Origin of the sequence: Brevibacillus sp. HB2.2 (assembly GCF_013284275.1) — a bacterium.
Taxonomy (GTDB): Bacteria; Bacillota; Bacilli; order Brevibacillales; family Brevibacillaceae; genus Brevibacillus; species Brevibacillus brevis_D.
In genome coordinates, this window is the sequence record NZ_JABSUV010000051.1 from 1 (window position 1) to 22,550 (window position 22,550).

At 46.9% G+C, this 22,550-nt stretch carries 18 protein-coding genes and 1 pseudogene; 6 read left to right on the plus strand and 13 right to left on the minus strand.

Features of this window, described 5'->3' with window-relative positions:
* The 3 genes and pseudogenes from HP401_RS26180 to HP401_RS26185 all read left to right on the plus strand — a co-directional run.
* Positions 1–3,155, plus strand: a pseudogene (locus tag HP401_RS26180) (hypothetical protein); the annotation flags it as partial.
* 83 nt (positions 3,156–3,238) lie between these two features.
* Positions 3,239–3,421 carry a hypothetical protein gene (locus HP401_RS29700; RefSeq protein WP_217364556.1) on the plus strand — a complete coding sequence of 61 codons (183 nt, stop codon included), beginning with the start codon at positions 3,239–3,241 and terminating at the stop codon, positions 3,419–3,421.
* Positions 3,422–3,443: 22 nt separating this feature from the next.
* Positions 3,444–3,833 (plus strand): M67 family metallopeptidase, encoded by a 390-nt coding sequence (locus tag HP401_RS26185; RefSeq protein WP_217364557.1) that lies wholly within the window; start codon positions 3,444–3,446, stop codon positions 3,831–3,833.
* Between the two features lie 36 nt (positions 3,834–3,869).
* Here the strand turns inward: HP401_RS26185 and HP401_RS26190 are convergent, their stop codons facing one another.
* The 6 genes from HP401_RS26190 to HP401_RS26215 form a co-directional block, all read right to left on the minus strand.
* Entirely contained in the window at positions 3,870–4,058 is a 189-nt protein-coding gene (locus HP401_RS26190; protein WP_064200905.1) for a hypothetical protein, read from the minus strand.
* 16 nt (positions 4,059–4,074) lie between these two features.
* Positions 4,075–4,371, minus strand: coding sequence for a ferredoxin family protein (locus HP401_RS26195; RefSeq protein WP_012685452.1), 297 nt, complete (start codon positions 4,369–4,371; stop codon positions 4,075–4,077).
* Complete coding sequence (locus HP401_RS26200) at positions 4,371–5,666, minus strand: FAD-dependent oxidoreductase (RefSeq protein ID WP_012685451.1); 1,296 nt, start codon at positions 5,664–5,666, stop codon at positions 4,371–4,373. Before HP401_RS26200 ends, HP401_RS26195 begins: the two co-directional genes overlap by 1 nt.
* The gene (locus HP401_RS26205; RefSeq protein ID WP_173607152.1) at positions 5,659–6,681 is read right to left on the minus strand and encodes an electron transfer flavoprotein subunit alpha/FixB family protein; all 1,023 of its coding nucleotides are present in this window, start codon (positions 6,679–6,681) and stop codon (positions 5,659–5,661) included. Before HP401_RS26205 ends, HP401_RS26200 begins: the two co-directional genes overlap by 8 nt.
* Positions 6,678–7,508, minus strand: coding sequence for an electron transfer flavoprotein subunit beta/FixA family protein (locus tag HP401_RS26210; RefSeq protein WP_012685449.1), 831 nt, complete (start codon positions 7,506–7,508; stop codon positions 6,678–6,680). Before HP401_RS26210 ends, HP401_RS26205 begins: the two co-directional genes overlap by 4 nt.
* Before the next feature lie 199 nt (positions 7,509–7,707).
* Positions 7,708–9,969, minus strand: a complete 2,262-nt coding sequence (locus HP401_RS26215) for an immune inhibitor A domain-containing protein (protein ID WP_173607153.1) — start codon at positions 9,967–9,969, stop codon at positions 7,708–7,710.
* A 396-nt stretch (positions 9,970–10,365) separates the two neighbouring features.
* On the opposite strand from HP401_RS26215, the gene HP401_RS26220 reads away from it, so the two are divergent.
* Entirely contained in the window at positions 10,366–11,124 is a 759-nt protein-coding gene (locus HP401_RS26220; RefSeq protein ID WP_173607154.1) for a TrmB family transcriptional regulator, read from the plus strand.
* A gap of 269 nt (positions 11,125–11,393) precedes the next feature.
* On the opposite strand, the gene HP401_RS26225 is transcribed toward HP401_RS26220, so the two are convergent.
* Entirely contained in the window at positions 11,394–12,119 is a 726-nt protein-coding gene (locus HP401_RS26225) for a CPBP family intramembrane glutamic endopeptidase (RefSeq protein WP_012685446.1), read from the minus strand.
* 950 nt (positions 12,120–13,069) lie between these two features.
* On the opposite strand from HP401_RS26225, the gene HP401_RS26230 reads away from it, so the two are divergent.
* Complete coding sequence (locus HP401_RS26230) at positions 13,070–14,257, plus strand: MFS transporter (protein ID WP_173607155.1); 1,188 nt, start codon at positions 13,070–13,072, stop codon at positions 14,255–14,257.
* A 76-nt stretch (positions 14,258–14,333) separates the two neighbouring features.
* Here HP401_RS26230 and HP401_RS26235 read toward each other — a convergent pair whose 3' ends face one another.
* Positions 14,334–15,662, minus strand: a complete 1,329-nt coding sequence (locus HP401_RS26235; protein ID WP_173607156.1) for a sensor histidine kinase — start codon at positions 15,660–15,662, stop codon at positions 14,334–14,336.
* 241 nt (positions 15,663–15,903) lie between these two features.
* Here HP401_RS26235 and HP401_RS26240 point away from each other — a divergent pair, with 241 nt between their 5' ends.
* The gene (locus HP401_RS26240) at positions 15,904–17,088 is read left to right on the plus strand and encodes an amidohydrolase (protein ID WP_012685443.1); all 1,185 of its coding nucleotides are present in this window, start codon (positions 15,904–15,906) and stop codon (positions 17,086–17,088) included.
* Between the two features lie 58 nt (positions 17,089–17,146).
* On the opposite strand, the gene HP401_RS26245 is transcribed toward HP401_RS26240, so the two are convergent.
* From HP401_RS26245 to HP401_RS26265, 5 genes are all read right to left on the minus strand, one after another.
* Complete coding sequence (locus tag HP401_RS26245; protein WP_173607157.1) at positions 17,147–18,310, minus strand: FAD-dependent monooxygenase; 1,164 nt, start codon at positions 18,308–18,310, stop codon at positions 17,147–17,149.
* A 15-nt stretch (positions 18,311–18,325) separates the two neighbouring features.
* A complete protein-coding gene (gene cysK, locus HP401_RS26250; RefSeq protein ID WP_173607158.1) occupies positions 18,326–19,240 on the minus strand; it encodes a cysteine synthase A in 915 nt (304 codons plus the stop codon).
* 136 nt (positions 19,241–19,376) lie between these two features.
* Positions 19,377–20,429, minus strand: coding sequence for a hypothetical protein (locus HP401_RS26255; RefSeq protein WP_173607159.1), 1,053 nt, complete (start codon positions 20,427–20,429; stop codon positions 19,377–19,379).
* Positions 20,430–20,556: 127 nt separating this feature from the next.
* Complete coding sequence (locus tag HP401_RS26260) at positions 20,557–21,375, minus strand: hypothetical protein (protein WP_173607160.1); 819 nt, start codon at positions 21,373–21,375, stop codon at positions 20,557–20,559.
* Positions 21,376–21,538: 163 nt separating this feature from the next.
* A complete protein-coding gene (locus tag HP401_RS26265) occupies positions 21,539–22,525 on the minus strand; it encodes an ROK family protein (protein WP_173607161.1) in 987 nt (328 codons plus the stop codon).
* Between the last annotated feature and the right edge of the window lie 25 nt (positions 22,526–22,550).

The following is a 22,550-nucleotide window of genomic DNA, read 5'->3' on the forward strand; positions in this document are numbered from 1 at the left end:
TTTCTCAGACACAAGAGCTTCAAGCACGACAGCAGGAACTTCTCAGTCTTGAACAAGCGTTACAAGCGCAAGGACTAGAAATGCACGCTCAGGCACAAGACCTCAACTCACGGGAGCAGGAACTTCACGTTCTCAAACAAGAGCTTCAGACACAAGACCAAGAACTTCAATCCTTAAAGCATAACCTTGAGACGAAAGAACAACAGCTCCAGTCCCAAGAGCTAGTGCTGCATTCCCAAACACAAGACCTTAACTCACGAGAGCAGGAACTTCTTGATATCGAACAAGTGCTTCAGACACAAGGCCAAGAACTTCAATCCCTAAAGCATAACCTGCAGACGCAAGAGCAACAGCTTCAGTCCAAAGAGTTTGAGCTGCATTCCCAAACGCAAGACCTCAACTCACGAGAGCAGGAACTTCTCGATATCGAACAAGTGCTTCAGACACAAGGCCAAGAACTTCAATCCCTAAAACATAACCTTGAGACGAAAGAACAACAGCTCCAGTCCCAAGAGCTTGAGCTGCATTCCCAAACACAAGACCTCAACTCACGGCAGCAGGACCTTCTCGATATCGAACAAGTGCTTCAAACACAAAGCCAAGAACTTCAATCCCTAGCTCAAAACCTGCAAACGAAAGAACAACAGCTCCAGTCCAAAGAGCTTGAGCTTCATTCTCAAACGCAAGACCTCAACTCACGGGAACAAGAACTTCTCGAGCTCGAACAAGAGCTTCAAACACAAGGCCAAGAACTTCAATCCCTAAAAAATAACCTTGAGACGAAAGAACAACAGCTTCAGTCCGAAGAGCTTGAGTTGCAATCCCAAGCGCAAGACCTCAACCGACGGGAGCAGGAACTTCTCGATATCGAACAAGTGCTTCAGACAAAAGGCCAAGAACTTCAATCCCTAAAACACAACCTTGAGACGAAAGAACAACAGCTCCAGTCTAAAGAGCTTGAGCTGCATTCCCAAACGCAAGACCTCAACTCACGTGAACAAGAGCTTCAATCCCTAGCTCAAAATCTGCAAACGAAAGAACAACAGCTCCAGTCCAAAGAACTTGAGCTGCATTCCCAAACACAAGACCTCAACTCACGGGAGCAGGAACTTCTCGAGCTCGAACAAGAGCTTCAGACGCAAAACCAAGACCTCCAATCCTTGGTTCAAAACCTGAAAACGCAAGAACAACAGCTCCAGTCCAAAGAGCTTGAGCTGCATTCCCAGACGCAAGACCTCAACTCACGGGAACAAGAACTTCAATCCCTAGCTCAAAACCTGCAAACGAAAGAACAACAGCTCCAGTCCAAAGAACTTGAGCTGCATTCCCAAACGCAGGACCTCCATGCACGAGAACAAAAACTTCTCGAGCTCGAGCAAGAACTTCAGACGCACAACCAAGAACTTCAATCCCTAAAGCATAACCTGCAGACGCAAGAACAACAGCTCCAATCCAAAGAGCTAGAGCTGCATTCCCAGACGCAAGACCTCAACTCACGGGAACAGGATCTTCTCAATTTTGAGCAAGAGCTCCAAGTACAAGGGCAACAGTTGCAAACGCAAGCAGATCACCTACAAACAAAAGAACAAGAACTTCTCACCCAGACGCAATACCTTCAAGCTCGAGAGCAAGACCTATACACCCTTGAGCAAGAGCTACAAACGCGCGGGCAAGAACTTCACTCTCAGAATCATAACCTCCAGACAAAAGAACAAGAGCTGCTCGCTTTCAAACAAGAGCTTCAGGCCCGAGATCAAGAAATTCTCGAGCGGACGCGAGACCTTGAAGCACGTGAAGAAGAACTAAACGATGTTGAACAAGAGCTCCAGGCCCAAGAAAAAAAACTACAAGCTCATGCACAGGCCTTGCAGATTCAAGAACAAGAGCTGAAGAGCCATGAACAGGGGCTTCGGGATTGGGAACAAGCCAACCTCTTCCAGGAGCAAGCACTTTTAACGCAGAGCCAAGAACTACAGGTTCAAGAACAAGGACTTCAATCACGAGAACAAGAGCTGCAGCTTCGCGGGGAGGAGCTTCTCTCTCATGAGCAGGAAATCCACTCCCACGAGCAAGAGCTACTCACGATGAAACAAGAGCTGAACGCCCGAGATCAAGAACTGCACAACCAAGAGCAGGAGTTGCACGCTCAAGCGAATACCCTACACACTCGTGAACAGGAGCTGCTTACTCGAGAGCAAGAACTAAACACACTGGAACAGGCACTACTCTCTTTGGAGCAAGAAATCCAAGCTCAAAGGCAAGGGCTGCAAACCCGGGAGCAGGAGCTACAAGTGCAGAATCAAGACATTTACACCCGAGAACAAGAACTCGAAGCGCAAAAACAAGATTTACGCACGAAAGAACAAGAGCTAGAAGCCACTCGCCGTGAGATGTTGCAAAAAGCAATAGATCTCGAGCAAAGTTGGACAATAAAGCACGAAGAGACTTCTCAGCAATTAACGGAAGCTCTGCTTGAGCTGGAAGCAGCCCGGTTAACGAAAAATCAACTCGTCGCTGATTATAAAAAGCTGGCCGAATCGCATTCCCTGCATGAGCAAGAATGGCAGCAAAGCATCCAACAACGCGACGAAGAAATCCAACAAACACAAAACACTGTTAAGAGTCTCCAGTCGGAGTTAAAAGAAGCTCAACAGCAATTAACCGATGCACAGGATCGTATCAAAGCTTTTCAGCAACAAGCCAAGGAAACCGATGAAAAGCTCTCGAACGTCTCTCTTCAAAAAAATAAATGGAACGAAGTACTGGAGAAAACAACCCAAAAATATGACTCTCTGTTAACAGAAAAGGAAAAAACCATTGAGCAGCTTACATCCCAGGAGCAAGTATTGAAAAAGACGATAACCGGACTTAAAAACATGGTGAAAGAACACCAAAACAACGAAGAAAAATACAAGCAAATCATCAAGGAATTCACGCAAAAAGAAGCTCGATCCAATAAAGCCTTCAGTCAACTCCAGCAAAATGTCCAATTTCAGCCAAACACGCAATTTCAACCAAGCGCCCAATTCCACCCAAACACCCAATTCATGCCAAGCTCTGATCCCTCCACTCAACAGTTATCTTCATCTTCCACACCAGTAAAAATGCAGATGCCCTATCCCAAAAATGCCAACGAATTCAACCCGTTTCGTTGAAAAAGTGAAAATGTGCAAGAGCCGTTACCATGTGAATCTAACCTGAATACAACATAATACAGTCCAGAAAGGGAGGAAAAACCATGACCCCTGAACAAATGCGTGCACTGTATCATCAACGTCAACAACATCAAGTCCAACCTGCCCAGCGCCCATCGAAAATGCCGCGATCGCCATTGCCAAAATCCGGTCCGGTTCATAGAGTCCAACCGTCCGTCCAGACTAGAACAAGCGGAGGCTGCTGCGGCAGGCGTTGGCAGGGCTAATCTTTCAGAACCCCCCTTTTCCATGACCCGTACCGTCTGGGATGAGATCATCCGAGATTCCCTGGAGAAACGACCAAATGAAACGTGTGGATTGCTCTCCGGTAGAAATGGAAGTGCACAGAAGGTTTGGCGAATGGAAAATACGTTGAAAAGCCCGGTCGCCTTCGCTATGGACCCCAAGCAGATTCAACATGTTTTCCACGAAATGGCGTTGCGCGGGGAGCATTTGGTCGGGATCTACCACTCCCACCCTACTGCACCTCCCATTCCGTCACCTGAAGATATTGCTTACTGTCGCTACCCGGAGGTCGCGTATCTCATCGTTTCACTCGCTTCTCCACAACCAGTTCTCGGCTGTTTTCGAATTGAGGGGTCTTTTGCTCGGATGTATCCTTATACAGTCCGTAACTAGTGATCAAATTCCTCAAAACAAAAGAACAGCGGGAATCTACTCCTGCTGTTCTTTCTGTTTTGGAAGATCGCTTTGTTCCAATGAACTGGGCAACAGCCATTCCCTTTTCTCCCAGCTGACAAAATCATCTTCCCACATTATCTGGAAGCGGTCCTCCTCCATATGAATGACGACTCCCTTTGCCCCATCCTTTACATATATGACCAGATCGCCTACTTGTATCACCGCTTATCGCCGCCCATTACCCGAGTCTGAAGATGATTCCGTGTCCACCCTTCGGATACACCCACTTGATATTTTCATACGGGCAACCAATACGGCAGCTCCCACATTCGTGACATCCTTCGTAACCGACGTGCATCCGCACTTCTTCCCATTTGTATACTTCCGCAGGACAAAAGATGGTACAGAGCTTATCAGGGCATTGCGTCGCACAAACATCAGCAGAGAGCACATGCAGATGTGACTCCGTATCCGCTTTGAAACGCACGAGATACTGTTTCTCCTCGATTGACTGGCCCTTCGGTATATCCTGCATCACTTCATCACCCTCCACGCATTCATCAAGTCACGCGCCATTTTCCATTTGTCCTTCGCAGAGCCGAGGTCGCTCCAGATTTTCTTCTGCTTGCTCCATTTCGAGCTGCCATCAACCGTGAACATCTGACTCGCCGCTTTGTTCATCATTGGAATATACTGTTCAAAATACTGCGGGAATTTTTCAAAGTGATGCGTTGCGTCCTTGTATTTTTTCAAATCTTGACCGACAAAGCTATTCAACAGGTTGATTCGGTATCCGTCGAGCATTTTTTCGGAATAGTCCCCCGCCTCTTTTGCCGCCAGGATCGTTTCCGCCGCCATGACACCAGATGCCATCGCCATATTCGATCCCTCTCGATGGATCGCATTGACGAGCTGGGCAGCATCTCCTACGACAAGGACACCATTGCCGACAATTTTGGGAATGGAACGATAGCCTCCCTCGGGAATCAGGTGCGCCAAGTATTCCTGCTGCTCACACCCTTGGATATACGGCCGAATCATGGGATGATTCTTTACATAGTCCAACAACTCATACGGCTTAATCTTGTTTTTGATCAGACCCGACAGCATCGTCCCTACCCCAATGTTCAAGCTGTCCTTATTCGTATACAACCAAGCCGTCCCCAAAATCCCTTTGGTCGAATCTCCGAAAATTTCAATCGTACAACCGTGATCGCCCTCTAGGTTAAAGCGATCCTCGATTATTTTACGATCCAGTTTCAGTACTTCCATGACAGCGAGCGCTACTTCATCTGGACGAAACTCTTTATGAAACCCTAACGATTTCGCCAGCAAGGAGTTCACGCCGTCTGCCAGAACGACAACATCTGCGTATAAATCCCCATCCGGTCGATCTGTTTTCACACCGACTACTTTGCCATTTTCAACAATGCACTGCAAAGCCACGGTCTCATTAAGTAAAAGTGCTCCCTGCTGCACAGCTTTGTCTGCAAACCATTGGTCAAATTTCGCCCGCAGCACCGTGAAATTGTTATAAGGTTCCTGGGCCCACTCCATGCCTTTATAACTGAAATTGATGGCTGATTCCCTATCGAGCATCATGAATCGCTGTTCGACGATCGGTCTCTCAACAGGTGCCTCCTTGTAAAATTCGGGGATGATGTCTTCCATCGTTTTGCGATACAAAACACCTCCCATGACGTTTTTGGAACCCGGATATTCCCCGCGCTCCATCAACAGTACATTTACACCCGCTTTGGCAAGCGTATAAGCACAAGCTGTTCCAGCCGGGCCTGCTCCGACAATGATTACATCAAATTTCTCAGCCATACGTTACCTCCTTGTCCGGCTCCTTTTGGAATGCTTCCATGAGCAATGGCACAATTTCAAAAGCATCACCGACAATACCGTAGTGACAAGCCTGGAAGATGAGTGCATTCGGGTCTTTATTGATGGCAATGATCAATCCTGAGTTACGCATGCCGACCAAATGCTGGATAGCTCCTGATATGCCGATGGCAAAATAGATTTTTGGCGTGACCGTCACTCCCGTCTGTCCGACCTGATGTTCATGACCGATCCAGCCAGCTTCCACCGCATCTCTGCTGGCCCCGACGGTTGCCCCGATTCGTTCTGCGAAGCGATGAATAAGCGCAAAGCCTTCCTTGCTTCCGAGTCCCTTACCGCCAGCGATGATCACATCTGCCTCATCCAACCGCACCTTTTCCTTCGTCTCCCGGACGATTTTCAGTACTTTTGTGCGAATGTCTTCTTCTCGCAGCTCCATGGTTTCCTCGATGATCTCTCCTGTACGTGACTCGTCTGGCTCAAGCGCTTTCATGACTTTTGGGCGAACGGTCGCCATTTGCGGTCGATGTTTTTTGCACAAAATCGTCGCCATGATGTTACCACCAAACGCTGGACGGCTCGCCTCCAACAATCCTGTCTCCGCGTTCACATCGAGCATGGTCGTATCGGCGGTCAGCCCTGTCTCCAAATCCGTCGCAACAGCGCTAGCCAAATCTTTTCCCGTGGACGTCGCCCCATACAAGATAATTTCCGGCTTGTGCTTTTGGACACATTCGATGACAGCTCGCATGTAGGACTCTGTACGGTACTCATGAAAAATCTTCTGATCGTATACATACACTTGATCCGCACCGAAGGGAAACGCCGTGTGGGCCAACTCCTTAACTCCATCTCCGATTAACAAGCCAGCAAGCGGCACGTCTCGCTTGTCAGCCATTTGTCTTCCCGCCCCCAACAGCTCGAGTGATACTGGGGCGATACGGCCGTCACTCACCTCTAAAAACACCCAGATGCCACGAAAATCATCCAGATTCATATCTGCTCCTCCTTCACCCGAAACAATCGCTGTTTATCGTGCAAAACTTCCATCAAGCGTGCGATTTGCTCGCTGACGCTTCCTTCGAGCATTTCGCCACCCTTTGGCTTCTCTGGGGGCCAAACTTTTGCAACGATGGTAGGAGAGCCCTTCAGACCTAACTGCGTCCGATCGATATCCCCCAAGTCATCGACGGACCAAACAACAGGATTATACCTAGCAGCTCGAAGCATGTTGGGCAGCGGAGAATACGGTACCTCATTAATCTCCTTCTCCACAGAAAACAAACAAGGCAAGGTCGACTGGATGACTTCATAACCATCCTCCAGCTTTCGATGCACGATGGCGTAACCTTGTTCTTTGTTTATCTCTACTACTTTTTTCACACACGTAAGCGGCGGAATATCCAACCGTCTGGCGACTCCTGGTCCGACTTGTCCCGTATCACCGTCGATGGTCATCTTTCCGCAAATGACGAGGTCGACTGGCTGGCTTTCTGCAATCTTCTCAATGGCTTTGGTAATCGCATAGCTGGTTGCCAATGTGTCTGCTCCAGCAAATGCACGATCCGTTACCAGATAGCCTGCGTCTGCTCCGATCTCGATGCACTTCCGAATGGCCTTCACCGCTGGCGGCGGTCCCATGGTGACGACGGAGACCACACCCCCATATCGATTTTTCAACCGAACGGCTTCTTCTACCGCATGTGCATCATACGGGTTAAGAATAGCTGGTGCACTGGCGCGATCCATCGTATTCGTCTTCGGATTCATCTTGATGATTTTGGTGTCCGGCACCTGCTTAATGCAAGCGACAATATGCAGCATGATTGATCCCCCCTTGCTGCCGGGCGCGATTCCTATGCCTGTACAAAAGGTTGCCTTTCTTACGCGCAATCAGTTCGGGCAGCTTGTCGTTCATTGTTATAGCCTATTTCTATGCAGCCGAGCTTAGACCAGTAATCAGAGAAACGAAAAAGACGCCAAACATCAGCTTGGCGCTGTGTGGCGTCTTTTGACTTATTCATTAATGTTTGTCAATGGAGAACTCAACCGTAGCATCCGTGAACTTCTTGGAAGCTCTTTTCAGTTTGATTTGCAAACCGATTTGCGGCAGGATTTTACCGACTTCCGGTACTTCTGGCATCGAGTAGTCATCACTGTCGTCAAACTCCTTAACGCCTTTCAACGGATCGTATTTCATCGTTCCATAGATGTAATCCAGATCCATACCGGATGTGTTGTTCGGGCTAAACGCAGCATCGTTCACCTGATAGCGGGAGTCTGCGATTGCGCTTTTGTTACCCTCATCATTGTTCCAGTAACGTACTTCCTGATGGGCATCTACTACACCGAGCAAGCCGTAGCCTGGATGCTGGCTCGTATTGTTATCACGTGTTCTTTCGTAGCGACCATCAAAGTACCAGATCACCATACCTGGATCATACGTGAAGAAGGAGTCATTTCGGCGGAAGTACTTCAGTCCAGCGTCAATTCCTTCGTGAGAGCGAAGCTCAACCAAATAGTACGAATCGTACATTTTGCCTTTTCCATCGAAGTGGATGAAGCCATCCAACTTGAACTTCTTCTCACCCTCTGCATCATCCGCGAAGATAACTTGCCCATCTGCCTCTACTTCAAAGTTATCGAGATAGAAGCCGTCCAACACGTAAGCGACGTCCGTCACATAGTTAAACTCGACTTGCACTTTTTTGCCGACAAACTCATTCAGGCTAATTTCTTCTTTGTCCCAGCCTTTTGTTACATCATCGAATTTCTGCACTTCTTTTTTCTCACCTGTATCCGCATCGATTACATTTACGGAGAGGTAATCATAGCCTTCCTCAATGTTTCTCCATGAGTCGAATTTCATCGTGGCGGAGCTGACCCCAGTCAAATCGATCACATCGGAAGTCATTTTGGTGTTCAATTTGTTTCCTTCATCCGAGAAGTATGCGTAGCCACCATCTTTTGGCTCAACCGGCGGTTTCTTTTCAACTTTCGGCATATTCAGCTTGACGACTTTTCCGTTTTTCTCAATGCTGCTCGCATCAATGAGCTGAACCGTTTTCTTGCGTTTTTCTACATCTTTGTAGTCCAGAACAGTCGGAGCAATCCAGTTGCCGCCAAACATTTGTTGTAGAACCATTTTGGACCAAGGATCAAGGCCTGTAGGTTCTGTTTGGAAGACCTTACCTGTATGGCTACCGGACGACATGAGGGACCAAGCGCCTACTGGCGAATCTTTTCCGGCTCTTGTCGTGTCATACAAGTCTGGCAAACCGAGATTGTGTCCGTATTCGTGAGTGAATACACCTGGGGCGCCATCTTCAGGCTGGATCATGTAATCAAATGCCTTGAGGCTTGTTCCAGGAATTTCCACAGGTTTCTTCAAAGTCCAACGGTGAGACCAGATCGCATCTGGATCTTCCCCTGTCTCTTCTCCGATCCCCGCATGAACGAGCATGAGGTTGTCCAGATTGCCATCCGGCTCCATTAGGTCTCCATCACCATCGATATCATACGGATCGCGCTGATCGTACAATTCCTCTTTCCCAGCAATGGATTCCCCAACCGCCGCCAAGGTCTCGATTACCAGATCGCGCGGATTGGAATCGTCACCAGCCTTGGAGTTCCCTCCATAATACTTGTAGCCATTCTCTGCCATTTGCCATGGCGTTACCACACCATCAACGGTCCACGTTCTTCCCGATTGCAGATAGAAGTATTTCGCCATTGTTGTCATGCCGATTCCTTCAGGAGTTTTGTACCCCTCCTGATCAAACAGCATTTCTTTGTAATGCTTTTCGTTGAAGTCTTCCGTCCAAAGCGAATCACTCACTTTGGGTAGCTGATTATGCTCCCGGTCAGGGTACTCGACAAGAGCGACAACGATGTTATCTGTATGTAGACGCTTGGAAGCACGCACTTCATCGCCGTCTTCCATCTCAGCTATTTTCTGCACAGCATCAGCCAATGCTGCCTGCTGTCCTCTGCTCGCTTCCTTACCGTAAGAAGACGACTCATCAATGCCGTGCGGTACTTTTTTGTCTTCGAAGTACTCGAGCAACGCCTCGTCAATCTCTTCCTGATCGGCGTCTTCATCAATAATTCCTTGCTCCATTAACCCTTTAATCAGTCGATCCAGGTTAACAGTGGACAAATCTACATGCAGATCATGCTTGTCCTCTTTTGGTTTGGCCAAACCCGTTGCAGGTGCAGCCACGAAAGTACTGAGCACGAGTGAGGAGGAAAATAAAACGGATAAGAGCTTTTTGCTTTTCTTCACTGCGGTTCACCCTCTTTTTCTATCTATTTGTGATGCATCGGAAAATCAAACCCCCAATTCCGACTATTTTTAATTATTACGCGATACGTAATCTTTGCCAAATTTTTTCCTTCGACAAAAAAACCTTCACGTTCAAAAGAAATTGCTCAATAAGGCTATCGACCTACTTGCAACAAGTGCCGAATTTTCGGCTGATCATTTACACATAGGGTCTCTATTTGATATATGCTTGGTATGTCTACTGCCTAAGGACCTACAAGAATTTCGTCGAATTATGTCGAAAAAACCCGATAATTTTCGATAAAATATTCCTTTCGCCCCTCCTCTTTCTTGCAAAACACCTCGATTATCGGTACGATCGAATAAAAATGCTCGTGTTTTCCATGGAGGATTTTGATGCTGCAAACATTTGGTTTTTCTCTGTATGAGAGTAAAGTTTATGAAGCATTGGCGTCTAGCGGCGAGCCTCTCGATGCTGCAATGGTCGTGAAGCATTCGGGGGTGCCAAAGGCCAAAATTTACGAGGTGCTCAATCGTCTGGTAGAAAAGGGGATGGTCCTTGACACCATCTCGGAAAAGAAGAAGCGGTATACAGCCCTTCCTCTGGACAGCCTGGTAGAAAAGCTGACCCGCCAATTTCAAACGGACGTCAAAAAATTAACCAGCTCCCTTTCTCATAAAACCGTACGTGATGACCGAGTCTGGAGCCTGAAGGTTGACGAATCGATTCGCGCAGAATGCAAACAACTGATCCAACGAGCGACTCGTTCTATTCGTATCTCCGCCTGGTCCGATGATTTTTTAGAGTATGCCCCCCTACTTGAGAGGAAAGAAAAGGAAGGCGTAGAGATCGAAGCCTTGGTGATCGGGCAGATCAACACCACGCTTTCCTGTGTTCATTCCTTTATCCCGGTGCAAGAGCATCAAGGCTTGGAGCGCTATCAGCTAATCGTAGTGGACCAAGATGAAATGATTTTTGCAGGTGAGGAGGACACAGGCTGGCATGCGATCAAGACACGCGGTCAACCATTCGTCAAATTTTTTGCCGATTCTTTTTACCATGATGTCGCACTGACAAAAATCACCCAAAAATATGTGGATCAACTGTTTGACGATGAAGAAATCCGCAAGATGATCATCCGTCTCCGATACTGATAATCCCTGGACTTTGGCTTTTGGTTTTATTTAAATAGCTAGGAAGTCCAATTTAACCGATCCTATTAATTAATGCGATACAATGTTAGACGTTTATTAGTGAAAATAAGAATGGATAGAGGTTTCAGAGAAGATCTGAATTCTATCCATTTCTTTTTGTTATTTACAGCAACTCTTTTGTTCTGTAAATCGGCTTTCGTTTATTTGAACTATCGAAATCAGCTTGTTGAACAGCATCATCTGCCGACATGAACTCATCTTTAATGGCTCTATTTGCTTATATGTAGAAATGAAGCAATTGAAGGTAATGTATCTATTCCATAATGTAAAGCAATCAAAATCCAGATGTTCCTATATCTCCACCATAAAAATCCGAAGATAATACCAATAACAAACACTGGTACAATAGTTCCTATGAGGACCGAATAAATATTTCCCGCAGTTCCCTCTACTCCGCTTGAAAGTAGATAACGAGAGGGAAAATGAAATGAAGCAAACAAGAGCGCAGATAAAAAAATACCTAAGATAGCACCACATACTTTTTCCAATCGAGTTTGGAGTATATATCTATAAAAAATCTCTTCTGGAATAGCCGCTTGCACAAGCGGTAAAAGAAGTCCAACTGTGAAGTTTATCCATATCATGATACCACCATTGGCAACAACTCTATTAATCTCAGCTATGTAACTGACATTTAGAAGCATTCCAAGAATAAAACAACTAAATACTGCTATACATATTTTCCACGTTAGTTTGGTTTTAAATATACTAGAAATTTCGTACCCAAGTCTTTTATAAATACACAAGGGAAGAAAAAGTAGAAAAATGATTTTTACAAATACTACATACCATACATCCTGAATAAACCCTGTAGCTCCCAAAATTGGTATAGGAAAATACATTATCGCTACAGAAAATAATGCAACAATGAAAATATATAATAAAGAATATAGTATAAAGATACCCAATTCCTTTTTTAGTTTCTCAATATTCATAGATTAGAATTACTCCTTTATAGCGCCGGTTTAATTAAATACGAAAGGTTGCACAACCTCAATTTCTATACTATTCATAAAGATTTTTTACAATTTAGGCAGTACAGATATTAAGAACTGCCCATTTGTTTTCTCAGATGTAGCAGGCCTCCAATCATTAACTGAAAACCGATTTCAGTTCCATTTGATGTTACTACGACATTGCCCTGCTCATCGTTACGATAGATCTTAATTCCTTTCTAGATTCAAACCTGCTTTTGCAGATGAGACTTTTAACCCCTTCTTCGCAATTTCAGTTAAAACACTCCCAAGGCGCTACCGCATCGTGGTACAACTTGCCACTCTCCCTCATGCCGGAGCTACAGGTGGATTCTATGGTGAAGTTGGAGTTCTTCCTTGGTAAAAAACGAGGTTGATGACGAATCAATTCACGGAATAAGCTTAGTAGACTACGATCCTTCAATATAACAGCGACAGTCTAGGACTTTATTTTTCGGAGAAACCAACGTTGTTTCACTTGACTCCATCGAAACCGTGCAGTCGCCCTGATTTCAGGTAAATATTGAACAATGGCATCTGTTTCATCTTTGCGGTTATTCCGATGTTGTTCTGGGGCTAAGCGTAAAACTCGCTCTTCAAAAGCAAATTAAACTAAAAATCACATAAATAGGTATTCATTTCTTACTATGTACGTATCGAAATCGCACGTAAAAAAATGAAGAGGATGGTAACGCAAAAAGGAATATCCCTTTTACATTACACATCCTTCAATAAATTGTTTTATTTTGTATTCGATTACTTATTTTTATTGGTCATGATGAACTTTTTACGCTTTTAATTCTACAGTTGGCCGGAGTCTTTTCTATTTATATGGAGAAATTTCTAGTTGCACACGACCAAAAAGGTTACTATTATGGTAGTAACCTTTTTACTTGAGAGGAGCTATTGTCTTGAATCCACGTGTCTTCATCTTAGCGATTGCTACCTTTGTCGTAGGTACGGTGGAATTGATTATCGGTGGTACGCTCGATCTGATTGCTCGTGATCTTCAGGTATCGATTAGCGCTGCCGGACAATTAATCACCATTTTCTCGCTTGCCTTTGCCATTGCTGCTCCTCTGCTCCTGCATGTTACAAGGCGCGTCGAGCGTAAAAAGCTATACTTGTATGCATTAGCAGCCTTTTTCCTGAGTAATGTGCTCGCTGCACTTAGTCCGAGCTACGCTGTATTAATGACGGCGCGCGTCTTGAGCGCAGCAAGTAGCTCCATCCTGATTGTGCTGTCGATTACAATTGCAACGAATCTTGTGGAACCTGCTTATCGCGGCCGCGCCATTGGGGTTATTTTCATGGGGATTAGCGGTTCGCTCGTACTCGGCGTCCCTGTTGGACTGGCTCTGGGGAATGCCTTCGGATGGCGTGCCCCCTTTTGGCTCATTGCAGCTCTGAGTATTGTCGCGATGATTTTTATCCTCTTGTTTTTGCCAAAAGTTCAAACCGCACCGCCGATTCCGCTGCGTGATCAAATGACTACCCTCCGTAGCGGCAAGCTATTCAGCGCCTTGTTTATCGTTTTGTTAATGCTGACAGGTCACTTGACGCTGTATGCATACTTCACTCCTTATCTGCAAACGACGATGAATGTCGATGGAACGACACTGAGCTGGATTTATCTCTTGTTTGGGCTTGCAGCCGTTGCTGGCGGTGGGATTGGCGGTTGGATCGCAGATAAATGGGGAGCAACCAAAAGCATACTGTTCATCATCCCAGTGTTCGGCTTGATCATGTGTGTCCTTCCGTTTTTTACAGGCTCGCTTTATTTGTTCTTGCCGATCATGGTCATCTGGAGTGCGCTTAGCTGGGCTATTTCGCCAGCGCAGCAAAACTATTTGATCTCCTGCTCACCTGCTACTGCGGATATTCAATTGAGCTTGAATACTTCTGCCCAGCATTTAGGTATCGCCCTTGGCTCTCTGGCTGGCGGCCTCGTTGTCGAACGGTCATCCGTCATCTACACGCCTTGGATTGGAGCCGTGTTCGTCCTGATTTCATTCGGATTTGCCTTCTACTCGATCTCACGTCCATTTCATGCACAGGAAAACCAAGTGGTGCAGCCTGCGCCAGGACACCATGCATAGAGACTCGCAAAAGCAAAAAGCCGCCAACTGTTTGACGGCTTTTTCTTATCATCCTTGAATCATTTTTGTTATGAGCCTATTTCACTGGCAACCAGACGGTAAATCTCGTGATTCCCCGCTCAGACCAAACCTCAATTTTCCCCCTGTACTTGTGAACGACTGCATCTACGATCGTCAGACCCGTTCCACGCGAGCCATATTGTTTCTCTGTTTTCGTTGTATAGCCACGCTCGAAAATACGTGCACGTTGTTCTGGCGTTATTTCCGGGCCTGTATTTTCAACTCGGAAAATAACGTGTTCTTCATCACAGCAAAAATAAATGCTGACTCGCTTTTCCCCATCCGCTAATTCAGCCGCTTCAATTGCATTATCAATAAGATTCGATAAAATTTTGATCAGATCAATGGAAGGAATGCTATCGATTGGATCAGAACATTCTTCAAATTGCATCACGATTTGTTTGGATTTAGCCTGCTCCCATTTGGTGTGAAGCAATACCATTAAGGCAGGATTCGCAAACCTCACGGTGAGGTCCAAAAGCTTGGTTTCTTTCAGCAACGACTGCACGTAATCTCGTGCTTTTGGATAATAGCCGCATTCAATCAAACCGTAGAGCACTTGCATGTGATTGACGAAATCATGGCGTATGGAGCGCATCGAACAAATGACTGAGCGCAATTCATCCTGATAGGTTTCTTCCGTCTCGTCAACTGCTGCCTTGATGGCACGTTGGTACCAGCGTTCCATGCAAAGGACCAGGAAGATCAGTACGACGACAAACAAACCTTGAATCGCAAAAACAGGAATGCTGCTACGAACGACATCATCTCCAATGTCCTCGACGATGGCTACGTCCGTATCTACTCCAATGATTCCGATGATTCTTCCTTCTCTATCTCTAAGCGGTGCGCCAGCAGACAAGTAGACCCCGTAATTTGGATCCCTGATAATATCTGAGTAGTACGTTGATGATCCTTCGTAAATCATTTGAATGTGCTTAGAAGATAGAACAATAGGCATACCGATATCAAAAGTTTGCTTCGCATTTGGAGGCCTTGCGACGATCATTGCGCGACCACTCTGCCTGTCTTCACTGATTTGAATCGTGTATAAATACAGCAGACCGAGCTGCTCACGCGCTTGATTCAATTGCTGTTCGATTCGTTTATAGGCGGGGGTCCCTTTTACCGGATTTCGTAAAAACTCCTGATACGCGTCAACATCTAGACTGTCTGCTACTGTAGAGGCAGCTTTCATGCTTTGATTCGCAATGGAGAGTCGGACGGATTGAATCGTATTGAAATAAGAAATCGCGATGCTTACACAAGTCAAGATCAAAACAAGGATGCTAGAAACGAGCATAATGATTAGAACTCTGGGGTTTTTTGGGTGTGTACTCGTCATAATCTCCTCAATCCATCTGTGCAAAAAGTCGTCTTTTGTTTATTTGGTTGTACTAAAAACACGACTTTTTGAACATGTCTCTCTAATATTCTAGAGATTTCTACTGGAAATGTCTACATAATATGAATGTAGCTTCATCATAGTTATCGAAATCATACATTGAATTATGATTCGGAATATTTTTATAATAAGGCGAATACGAAATACCAATCTCTTTCCCTAGGAAAAAGGAGTGGGTTCGATGGAAGAAAAATGGTTTGCCCGGCTACAGGAGATTTATCCAGAGCTTGTTACATTCAGACGTGATTTGCATATGTATCCCGAGCTTTCCTTTCAGGAGGAAAACACAGCGAAGAAAGTAGCAGACAAGCTGGCTTCTTTTGGTATAGAGGTACAAACCGGTGTCGGTGGTATGGGTGTTGTCGGTCTCTTGAGGGGTGGAAAGCCAGGAAAAACAGTTGCGTTGCGCGCTGACTTCGATGCCTTACCCATCCATGATGAAAAAGAAGTACCGTATAAGTCCCGCATTCCAGGCGTCATGCACGCGTGCGGTCACGATATACATACCTCCGGACTTTTAGGAGTCGCACAAGTGTTGAGCGAGTTTCGCGATGAGCTCCCAGGAAATGTGGTATTCCTGCATCAATTCGCGGAAGAGCTGCCCCCCGGTGGCGCCAAAGCCATGGTGGAGGCGGGTTGTCTCGAAGGAGTCGATGTTGTGTATGGCGCACACGTTGCCTCCGAACTTCCCGTAGGCACTGTCGGAATCGGTCATGGCTACATTACAGCAGCAGCGGACAGCTTCGAAATCGTTTTGTACGGAAAAGGCGGACACGGTGCTTATCCTCATACCTCCGTTGATCCAATCGTATTGGGCAGTCAGGTTGTCATGAATTTGCAGCAGATTGCCAGCCGTCAGGTAGATCCGCTGAAACAAGTCGTTCTGTCTGTTTGCTCCTTCGTGGGCGGGGGCGAAGCGTTCAACGTCATCCCTGATCAAGTGAGGCTCAAGGGGACTGTCCGCACGTATGACGAGGAAGTAAGGGTAGCCGTCGAGCAATCTCTGAAACGTATCGTGGAAGCCAGCTGCCAAGCAGTCGGCGCTACTTGCGAAATCATGTACCAACGCGGCTACCCCGCTACTTGGAACGATGAGACAGAAACTCCGCTACTTGCAGAAGAAGCCAAACGTATTTTTGGTGAGGAGCGCGTCTTGAAAATCCCACCTGGCATGGGCGGAGAGGATTTTGCTTACTTTGCCCAAGAGCGCCCCGCTACCTTCTTCATGGTCGGTGGACGCAACCCGGAGATTCAAGCGACATATCCGCATCATCACCCCAAATTCGATGTCGATGAGCGCTCCATGATTCAAACTGGTCAGTTATTCATTGCAGCGTTGCTTGCCTATCAGGCACGTCATCAATAAGCGGAAAAAGTCGAAAGGCAAGGGCCTCATGCTCCTTGCCTTTTTTCTGCCGCCGTATTCACACTTCGTGTCCGACAATCCAGTCCAGTCTTCTGCTCTGGATACGGGCAGGGATCGTTTTTAGCAGGAAATGACGAGCCGCGATGGCGAGCGGATTTTCCCATTGGGTGACTGCCCCCATCAAGCGGGAACCTTTCACAATCGCATTCGCTCGCTTCTTTCGTATCTCTTCATACATGCGCAAAGCGTGAGCCGAGTCCGTGTCGTTATCCGCCAAGCATCTGGCCAGCACAAGTGCGTCTTCCATTCCCTGACCCGCTCCTTGCCCCAGATTCGGCAGCATCGGATGTGCCGCATCGCCCACTAATGTAACCCGCCCCTCACTCCATTTCCTGAGTGGTGTACGATCGTAAATATCATGCCGCAAAATAGCTGCATCCTCTGTCGCCTCAATCACTGCACGTACTGGCTCATACCAGCCGTCCAGTCGGCGCAAAGTCTCTCGCTTCCGTCCCATCGGCCCATCTTGTTCTCCCTCAGGTGCATTAATGGCGGCAAACCAATGTATTCGATTGTTGCCGATATGGGAAAATCCGAAACGAATTCCCTTGCCCCATGCTTCAAAGCCTCCCCCTGATTCCAGTGGATAACGAGGGTCTTGATAAGTAGCAATCCCGCGAATCGCCGTATACCCGGAGTATCTCATCGACTCTTCACCGAATAAGCTCCTCCGTACACGGGAGTGAATCCCGTCCGCTCCGATCAGAATCGTCCCATGTGTACCCGACCCATCTGCAAAAGCGGCATGAACCCTTTCCTCTTCCTGAGAAAATGAAGCGAACTGCTTGCCTAAAACCAATTCATGTGTCGAGATTTTCGTCAAAAGTGCCTGCTGTAGATCAGCCCGATGAATCAAGTAGCTGTCAGCCCCGTACCGTTCTGCTTGTTCCGCGACGGGCAGCTCGACTAATAAATTTCCTTTCCAGTCGCGAATCCGTGCTGAACGGACAGCTGCCCCACATTCGCGTACTTCCTGTCCAACTCCCAGCTTATCCAATGCCTTCATGGCATTGGCAGCCAAAACAATTCCAGCGCCGATGCCTTTATGCTCCTTTGCCTGCTCATAAAGCGTCACTTGCCAGCCCTTTTGCTTCAAAGCAAGCGCTGCTGCGAGCCCACTCAAGCCTGCCCCGATGATCACCGCGTGTTTTTCGTTGCTCATCGCCTTTTCTCCTCATTAGAAAAGATTCATACTCAAATACCGCTCCCCCGTGTCAGGCGCAATGCAAACGACTCGCTTCCCCACTCCGAGCCTTTTGGCAATCGTGATAGCAGCAAAGACCGAGGCACCCGATGAAGGGCCGACGAGAATCCCTTCCAACGCTGCAAGCTGTCTCATGCTTTGTAGGGCGTCTTCGTCTGCGATTTGAATGATTTCATTATAAATGCTTGTATTGAGGATTTGTGGAACAAAACCGGGGCTTGTGCCCACCAGTTTATGTGGACCAGGCTTTCCGCCAGACAGAACCGGGGAGCCTTTTGGTTCGACGACAGTGATATACAGCTCCGGGAGCTTTTCGCGCAACGCTTCGCCTGTTCCGGTAATCGTTCCTCCCGTCCCAGCTGTGGCGACAAAAGCATCCAGTTGACCATTCATTTGCGCAAAAATTTCCTTAGCTGTCGTCATTCGATGAATGTCCGGGTTCGCCTGATTTTCGAATTGCTGGGGAATAAAGCTGCGCGGAATCTCTTTTTGAAGTTCTTGCGCTTTGGCAATCGCCCCCGGCATCCTTAGCTCGCTCGGAGTCAAGACAACCTCTGCCCCATACGCTTTCAATATATTGATCCGTTCCTTCGACATATTATCAGGCATCACCAAAATCGCACGATAGCCTTTTGCTGCGGCATTCATCGCCAAGCCGATTCCTGTATTGCCGCTCGTTGGCTCTATGATCGTATCCCCCGGTTGAATCAGTCCTGCTTGCTCAGCCGTCAAAATCAGATTATAGGCAGCGCGATCCTTCACACTCCCTGACGGATTGAATTTCTCCAGCTTCACAAAAACTTCTGCTGCTCCTTCAGGAACCATGCGCCTCAGTCGAACAATCGGCGTGTTTCCAATCAATTCGGTAATGTTCTGGTAGACGCTCATCGTACTCCTCCTGGAAAATATGCCTTCATGTCATTATCCCTTAGTAATACTATAAGAATAATACAATTTTTCCGACCTGAAAACGATAAGGGTGCTTAAATGAGAAAAAGCTCTCGAAGGAGAGCCTTGTTCCTGTCTAAAAACCATACTTTGCTTTTGTCTGATTCAGTACATTCACCGCTTGTTGATACAGACTGTTCGCGGTTTCCTTCACTTTTGCTTGTCCGCTTTTGTCTACCGAGCCTTGGCGCTGCTTCGCCTGCGCGATTGAATCAGTCGCCGTCTTGATAGCCGCGAGGACTGCTTTTTCCCGTTTCTCGGCATCCGGCACGCTCGCTTTGATTTCCGCCCAAATTGTTTGGATGTCCTTCATGTCGGTCTCCATGATGGCGATCATTTCCTGCATGTTTTTGTTTTTATCCTGGATCGAGCCATCCATGGTGTTCATCCCATCGACCAACACCTTCATACTGCCCAGCGTTCCTTGCATGACCTCGAATTCCATCTTGCTCAAGCCTGGCTGCGTCGAATAGGTACGAATCTCTTCCAACAGTCTTTGCAGCTCTGCTATTTGATCATTGGAAAACTGAGCTTCATCCGTAAATTGCAGCTCGTCCAAATACTTTGCCGTTTCGATCAGATCAGCCTCTAGCTTTCCTGTCTTTTCTACTTTTTTGGCGAAATCCACACGCGCTTTTTCTTTGGCCTGTTGTTCTGCTACTGCTTTCTTTTTTACTTCCGCTTCCTCATTAATGCGCTTGGTTAATGTCGTCAATTTGCTTTCGTACGCGCTTTTCTTTGTGGCAATAAGACTCGTCTGTCCTTTATTTTCTTCCATAAGCAACCCGTCAAATTGGAGCTCGTCACCCTGCACTGTGCCGATGATATCCTGACCAGTCGCCGGATTTTTAAGGGTCAGCTGCGCCCCATCCATCGTTCCCTCCAGCAGAATCGACTCAGTTTTCAGAACGGGGATGCTGTCTTCCGTTTCGACGATGGAATCTGTTATTTCTACGTTTACTTTCTCGTTATTTACCGTGACACTCGTGTAAAACATACGTGTATCGTCTTCGTACAAATACCCTTCTGCCAGTGTCACAGGAGCAAAGAAACGATAGCCTGCATATCCCAGCAATGCGACGATGACCATAGCCATGACGATCATGATGCTTTTGTTTTTTCCCTTCATGCTGCGGCGACCCCTTTACCCACAAATTCTATTACGTTTGACCTGTTTTTCCTGCCAAAACGTGCCATAGTTTTATGATACATGAATCGCGGGGGAAAACCCTATGAGTCTAAAGGCCAAAACAAGATTAATAGAACGTATTACCAAAATCGTGACTGAAATCGAGTGTTTGACCTTCTTCGATTGTAATCGTGGAGAGTTCATATTTTAAATGTAATAGACTAATCCTTACAAATGAATCCCAATTTCTGATGTAAGGTTTCAATATACTTGTGAAATATTCATCAATAGGCTCATTAATATTGCGAGTGGTTTGTGCTGATACGACCAAGATGTGATATTCTCCAGCCGGTAAGTTACCAACCTCGTAATTTCCATATCCATTTGCTTTTGCAGCAAATAATCCCACGTTTTTTTTTGGTACTGTACCTATCGCAAATATACTCTCTTCATCATCAGTGAGCGTATTCTTATCATAACCTTTGGAAATGAGTAGAATCCTTGCATTCACATCCGGCTTCGTCCCAACAAAATCGTTATACTGCCAAGTAATCGTACCCTTGAGCGATCCCTTTTGGGTAGGAATTGCTGGTTCTGCTCCTTGTCCTACGACATTATTTTGTTGGCCTACCGTTTCAACCGGATAAGCTGCCGGCATCGCCACGTCCGTTGTACTTTTCCCCTCCGACGATACAGCTACAGCATTTGACTGCTGATTTGTGCCCGCTTCCTGACCTGTAGACACTGGATTTACGGGTGCAGGCTGATTCGTTTCCTTTTTTGCTACGGGGCGCGATCCTAGCAGATCCTCAAGGTTTTTCCCAGATAAATAGAAAATAGCACCGCTAGCAATTCCGAGGATGATGGCAATTACCAATAAAAAAGTAAGGAGTTCTTTGAAAAATCCGGGCTTCTTCGCTGCTTTTGCTGTTTTGGCCTCTGCCATGGTACCCCTCCGTCTGTCTCTCTATCATGCTATGTGAAGATTTTTCCAATTAATATTTTACCAATAGATAGAATCTAGGTCTAGGCTCCTATGACTCGTTCATATACAGGAACAGGAAAAAGCCGATGTCTCCCAAACATCGGCCTCTCGCACTTTCATTCCGTTATACCTCAACCATTTCACGCTCGGAGGGATAATACATACCCGCTGCACCGAGCACGCCTGCTTCCGCACCAATTGTCGTCAACTGGATGCTCGCTTGGTTTGCCATCCGAGAGATAGAGCGCTCGCGAATGACGCTCTTCGCTTCTGTAAGCAGCAGCTGTCCGTTCTTCATTACACCGCCACCCATGACGATCACCTGCGGATTAAACAGGTGGATCAGATTAGTCAGTCCGACCCCGAGATAATAACCTGCTTCCTTCATCAAGGTCATGCTGAGCAAATCTCCGCGAACCGCTGCCTCTCCGACCTCTCTGGCCGTTATCCTGCTCAGGTCATTTCCATTTTCAACAAGCAATGAGCTAGTAACACCCTGGAGAAGCTGTTCCCTGGCTCTGCTTGCCAAAGCCAGCCCAGACGTATAATTTTCCAGACATCCTCTATTCCCGCACACGCACAACGGTCCTTCAGGATCAAGCGAAATATGCCCAAACTCACCAGCACTATCGCCAACACCAGTAATCAGCCGTCCTCCACTAATAATGCCAGCACCAACACCCGTACTGACCGTTACATAGATCAAGTCTTTCGTGCCTCGCGCACTTCCAAACGCCCATTCAGCTACCGCTGCTGCATTGGCATCATTGATCAATTGCACGACTACACCAAACCGCTCCTGAAGCATCGCGCCGATTGGCACATCGCTCCAGTTTAGATTGCTCGCAAAAATGACCATTTGGCGCTGCGTATCAATAATTCCCGCGGTTGCAATCCCGATCCCGCGAATGCGAGAGAGATTGATGCCGCTCTCGTCTAGGACCGTCTGCACCAAATCACCGATACGTCCGATGACTGCCTGCGCTGCCTCTTCTGTTTGGGTCGCTGCGTTCGCCTGCCTGAGGATATTCCCATGCTCGTCGACGATCGCGGCCATGATCTTCGTGCCTCCCAGATCAATCCCGATGGCATATGGTTTGTCTTGATTCATCTTCCGCTTCACATCCTTGCTGTCC

Coding starts and splice junctions, on each gene's coding strand:
- HP401_RS29700 (WP_217364556.1), top strand. CDS start 3,239: ATGACCCCTGAACAAATGCGTGCACTGTATCATCAACGTCAACAACAT.
- HP401_RS26185 (WP_217364557.1), top strand. CDS start 3,444: ATGACCCGTACCGTCTGGGATGAGATCATCCGAGATTCCCTGGAGAAA.
- HP401_RS26195 (WP_012685452.1), bottom strand. CDS start 4,371: ATGCAGGATATACCGAAGGGCCAGTCAATCGAGGAGAAACAGTATCTC.
- HP401_RS26200 (WP_012685451.1), bottom strand. CDS start 5,666: ATGGCTGAGAAATTTGATGTAATCATTGTCGGAGCAGGCCCGGCTGGA.
- HP401_RS26205 (WP_173607152.1), bottom strand. CDS start 6,681: ATGAATCTGGATGATTTTCGTGGCATCTGGGTGTTTTTAGAGGTGAGT.
- HP401_RS26210 (WP_012685449.1), bottom strand. CDS start 7,508: ATGCTGCATATTGTCGCTTGCATTAAGCAGGTGCCGGACACCAAAATC.
- HP401_RS26220 (WP_173607154.1), top strand. CDS start 10,366: ATGCTGCAAACATTTGGTTTTTCTCTGTATGAGAGTAAAGTTTATGAA.
- HP401_RS26225 (WP_012685446.1), bottom strand. CDS start 12,119: ATGAATATTGAGAAACTAAAAAAGGAATTGGGTATCTTTATACTATAT.
- HP401_RS26235 (WP_173607156.1), bottom strand. CDS start 15,662: ATGACGAGTACACACCCAAAAAACCCCAGAGTTCTAATCATTATGCTC.
- HP401_RS26240 (WP_012685443.1), top strand. CDS start 15,904: ATGGAAGAAAAATGGTTTGCCCGGCTACAGGAGATTTATCCAGAGCTT.
- HP401_RS26245 (WP_173607157.1), bottom strand. CDS start 18,310: ATGAGCAACGAAAAACACGCGGTGATCATCGGGGCAGGCTTGAGTGGG.
- cysK (WP_173607158.1), bottom strand. CDS start 19,240: ATGAGCGTCTACCAGAACATTACCGAATTGATTGGAAACACGCCGATT.
- HP401_RS26255 (WP_173607159.1), bottom strand. CDS start 20,429: ATGAAGGGAAAAAACAAAAGCATCATGATCGTCATGGCTATGGTCATC.
- HP401_RS26260 (WP_173607160.1), bottom strand. CDS start 21,375: ATGGCAGAGGCCAAAACAGCAAAAGCAGCGAAGAAGCCCGGATTTTTC.
- HP401_RS26265 (WP_173607161.1), bottom strand. CDS start 22,525: ATGAATCAAGACAAACCATATGCCATCGGGATTGATCTGGGAGGCACG.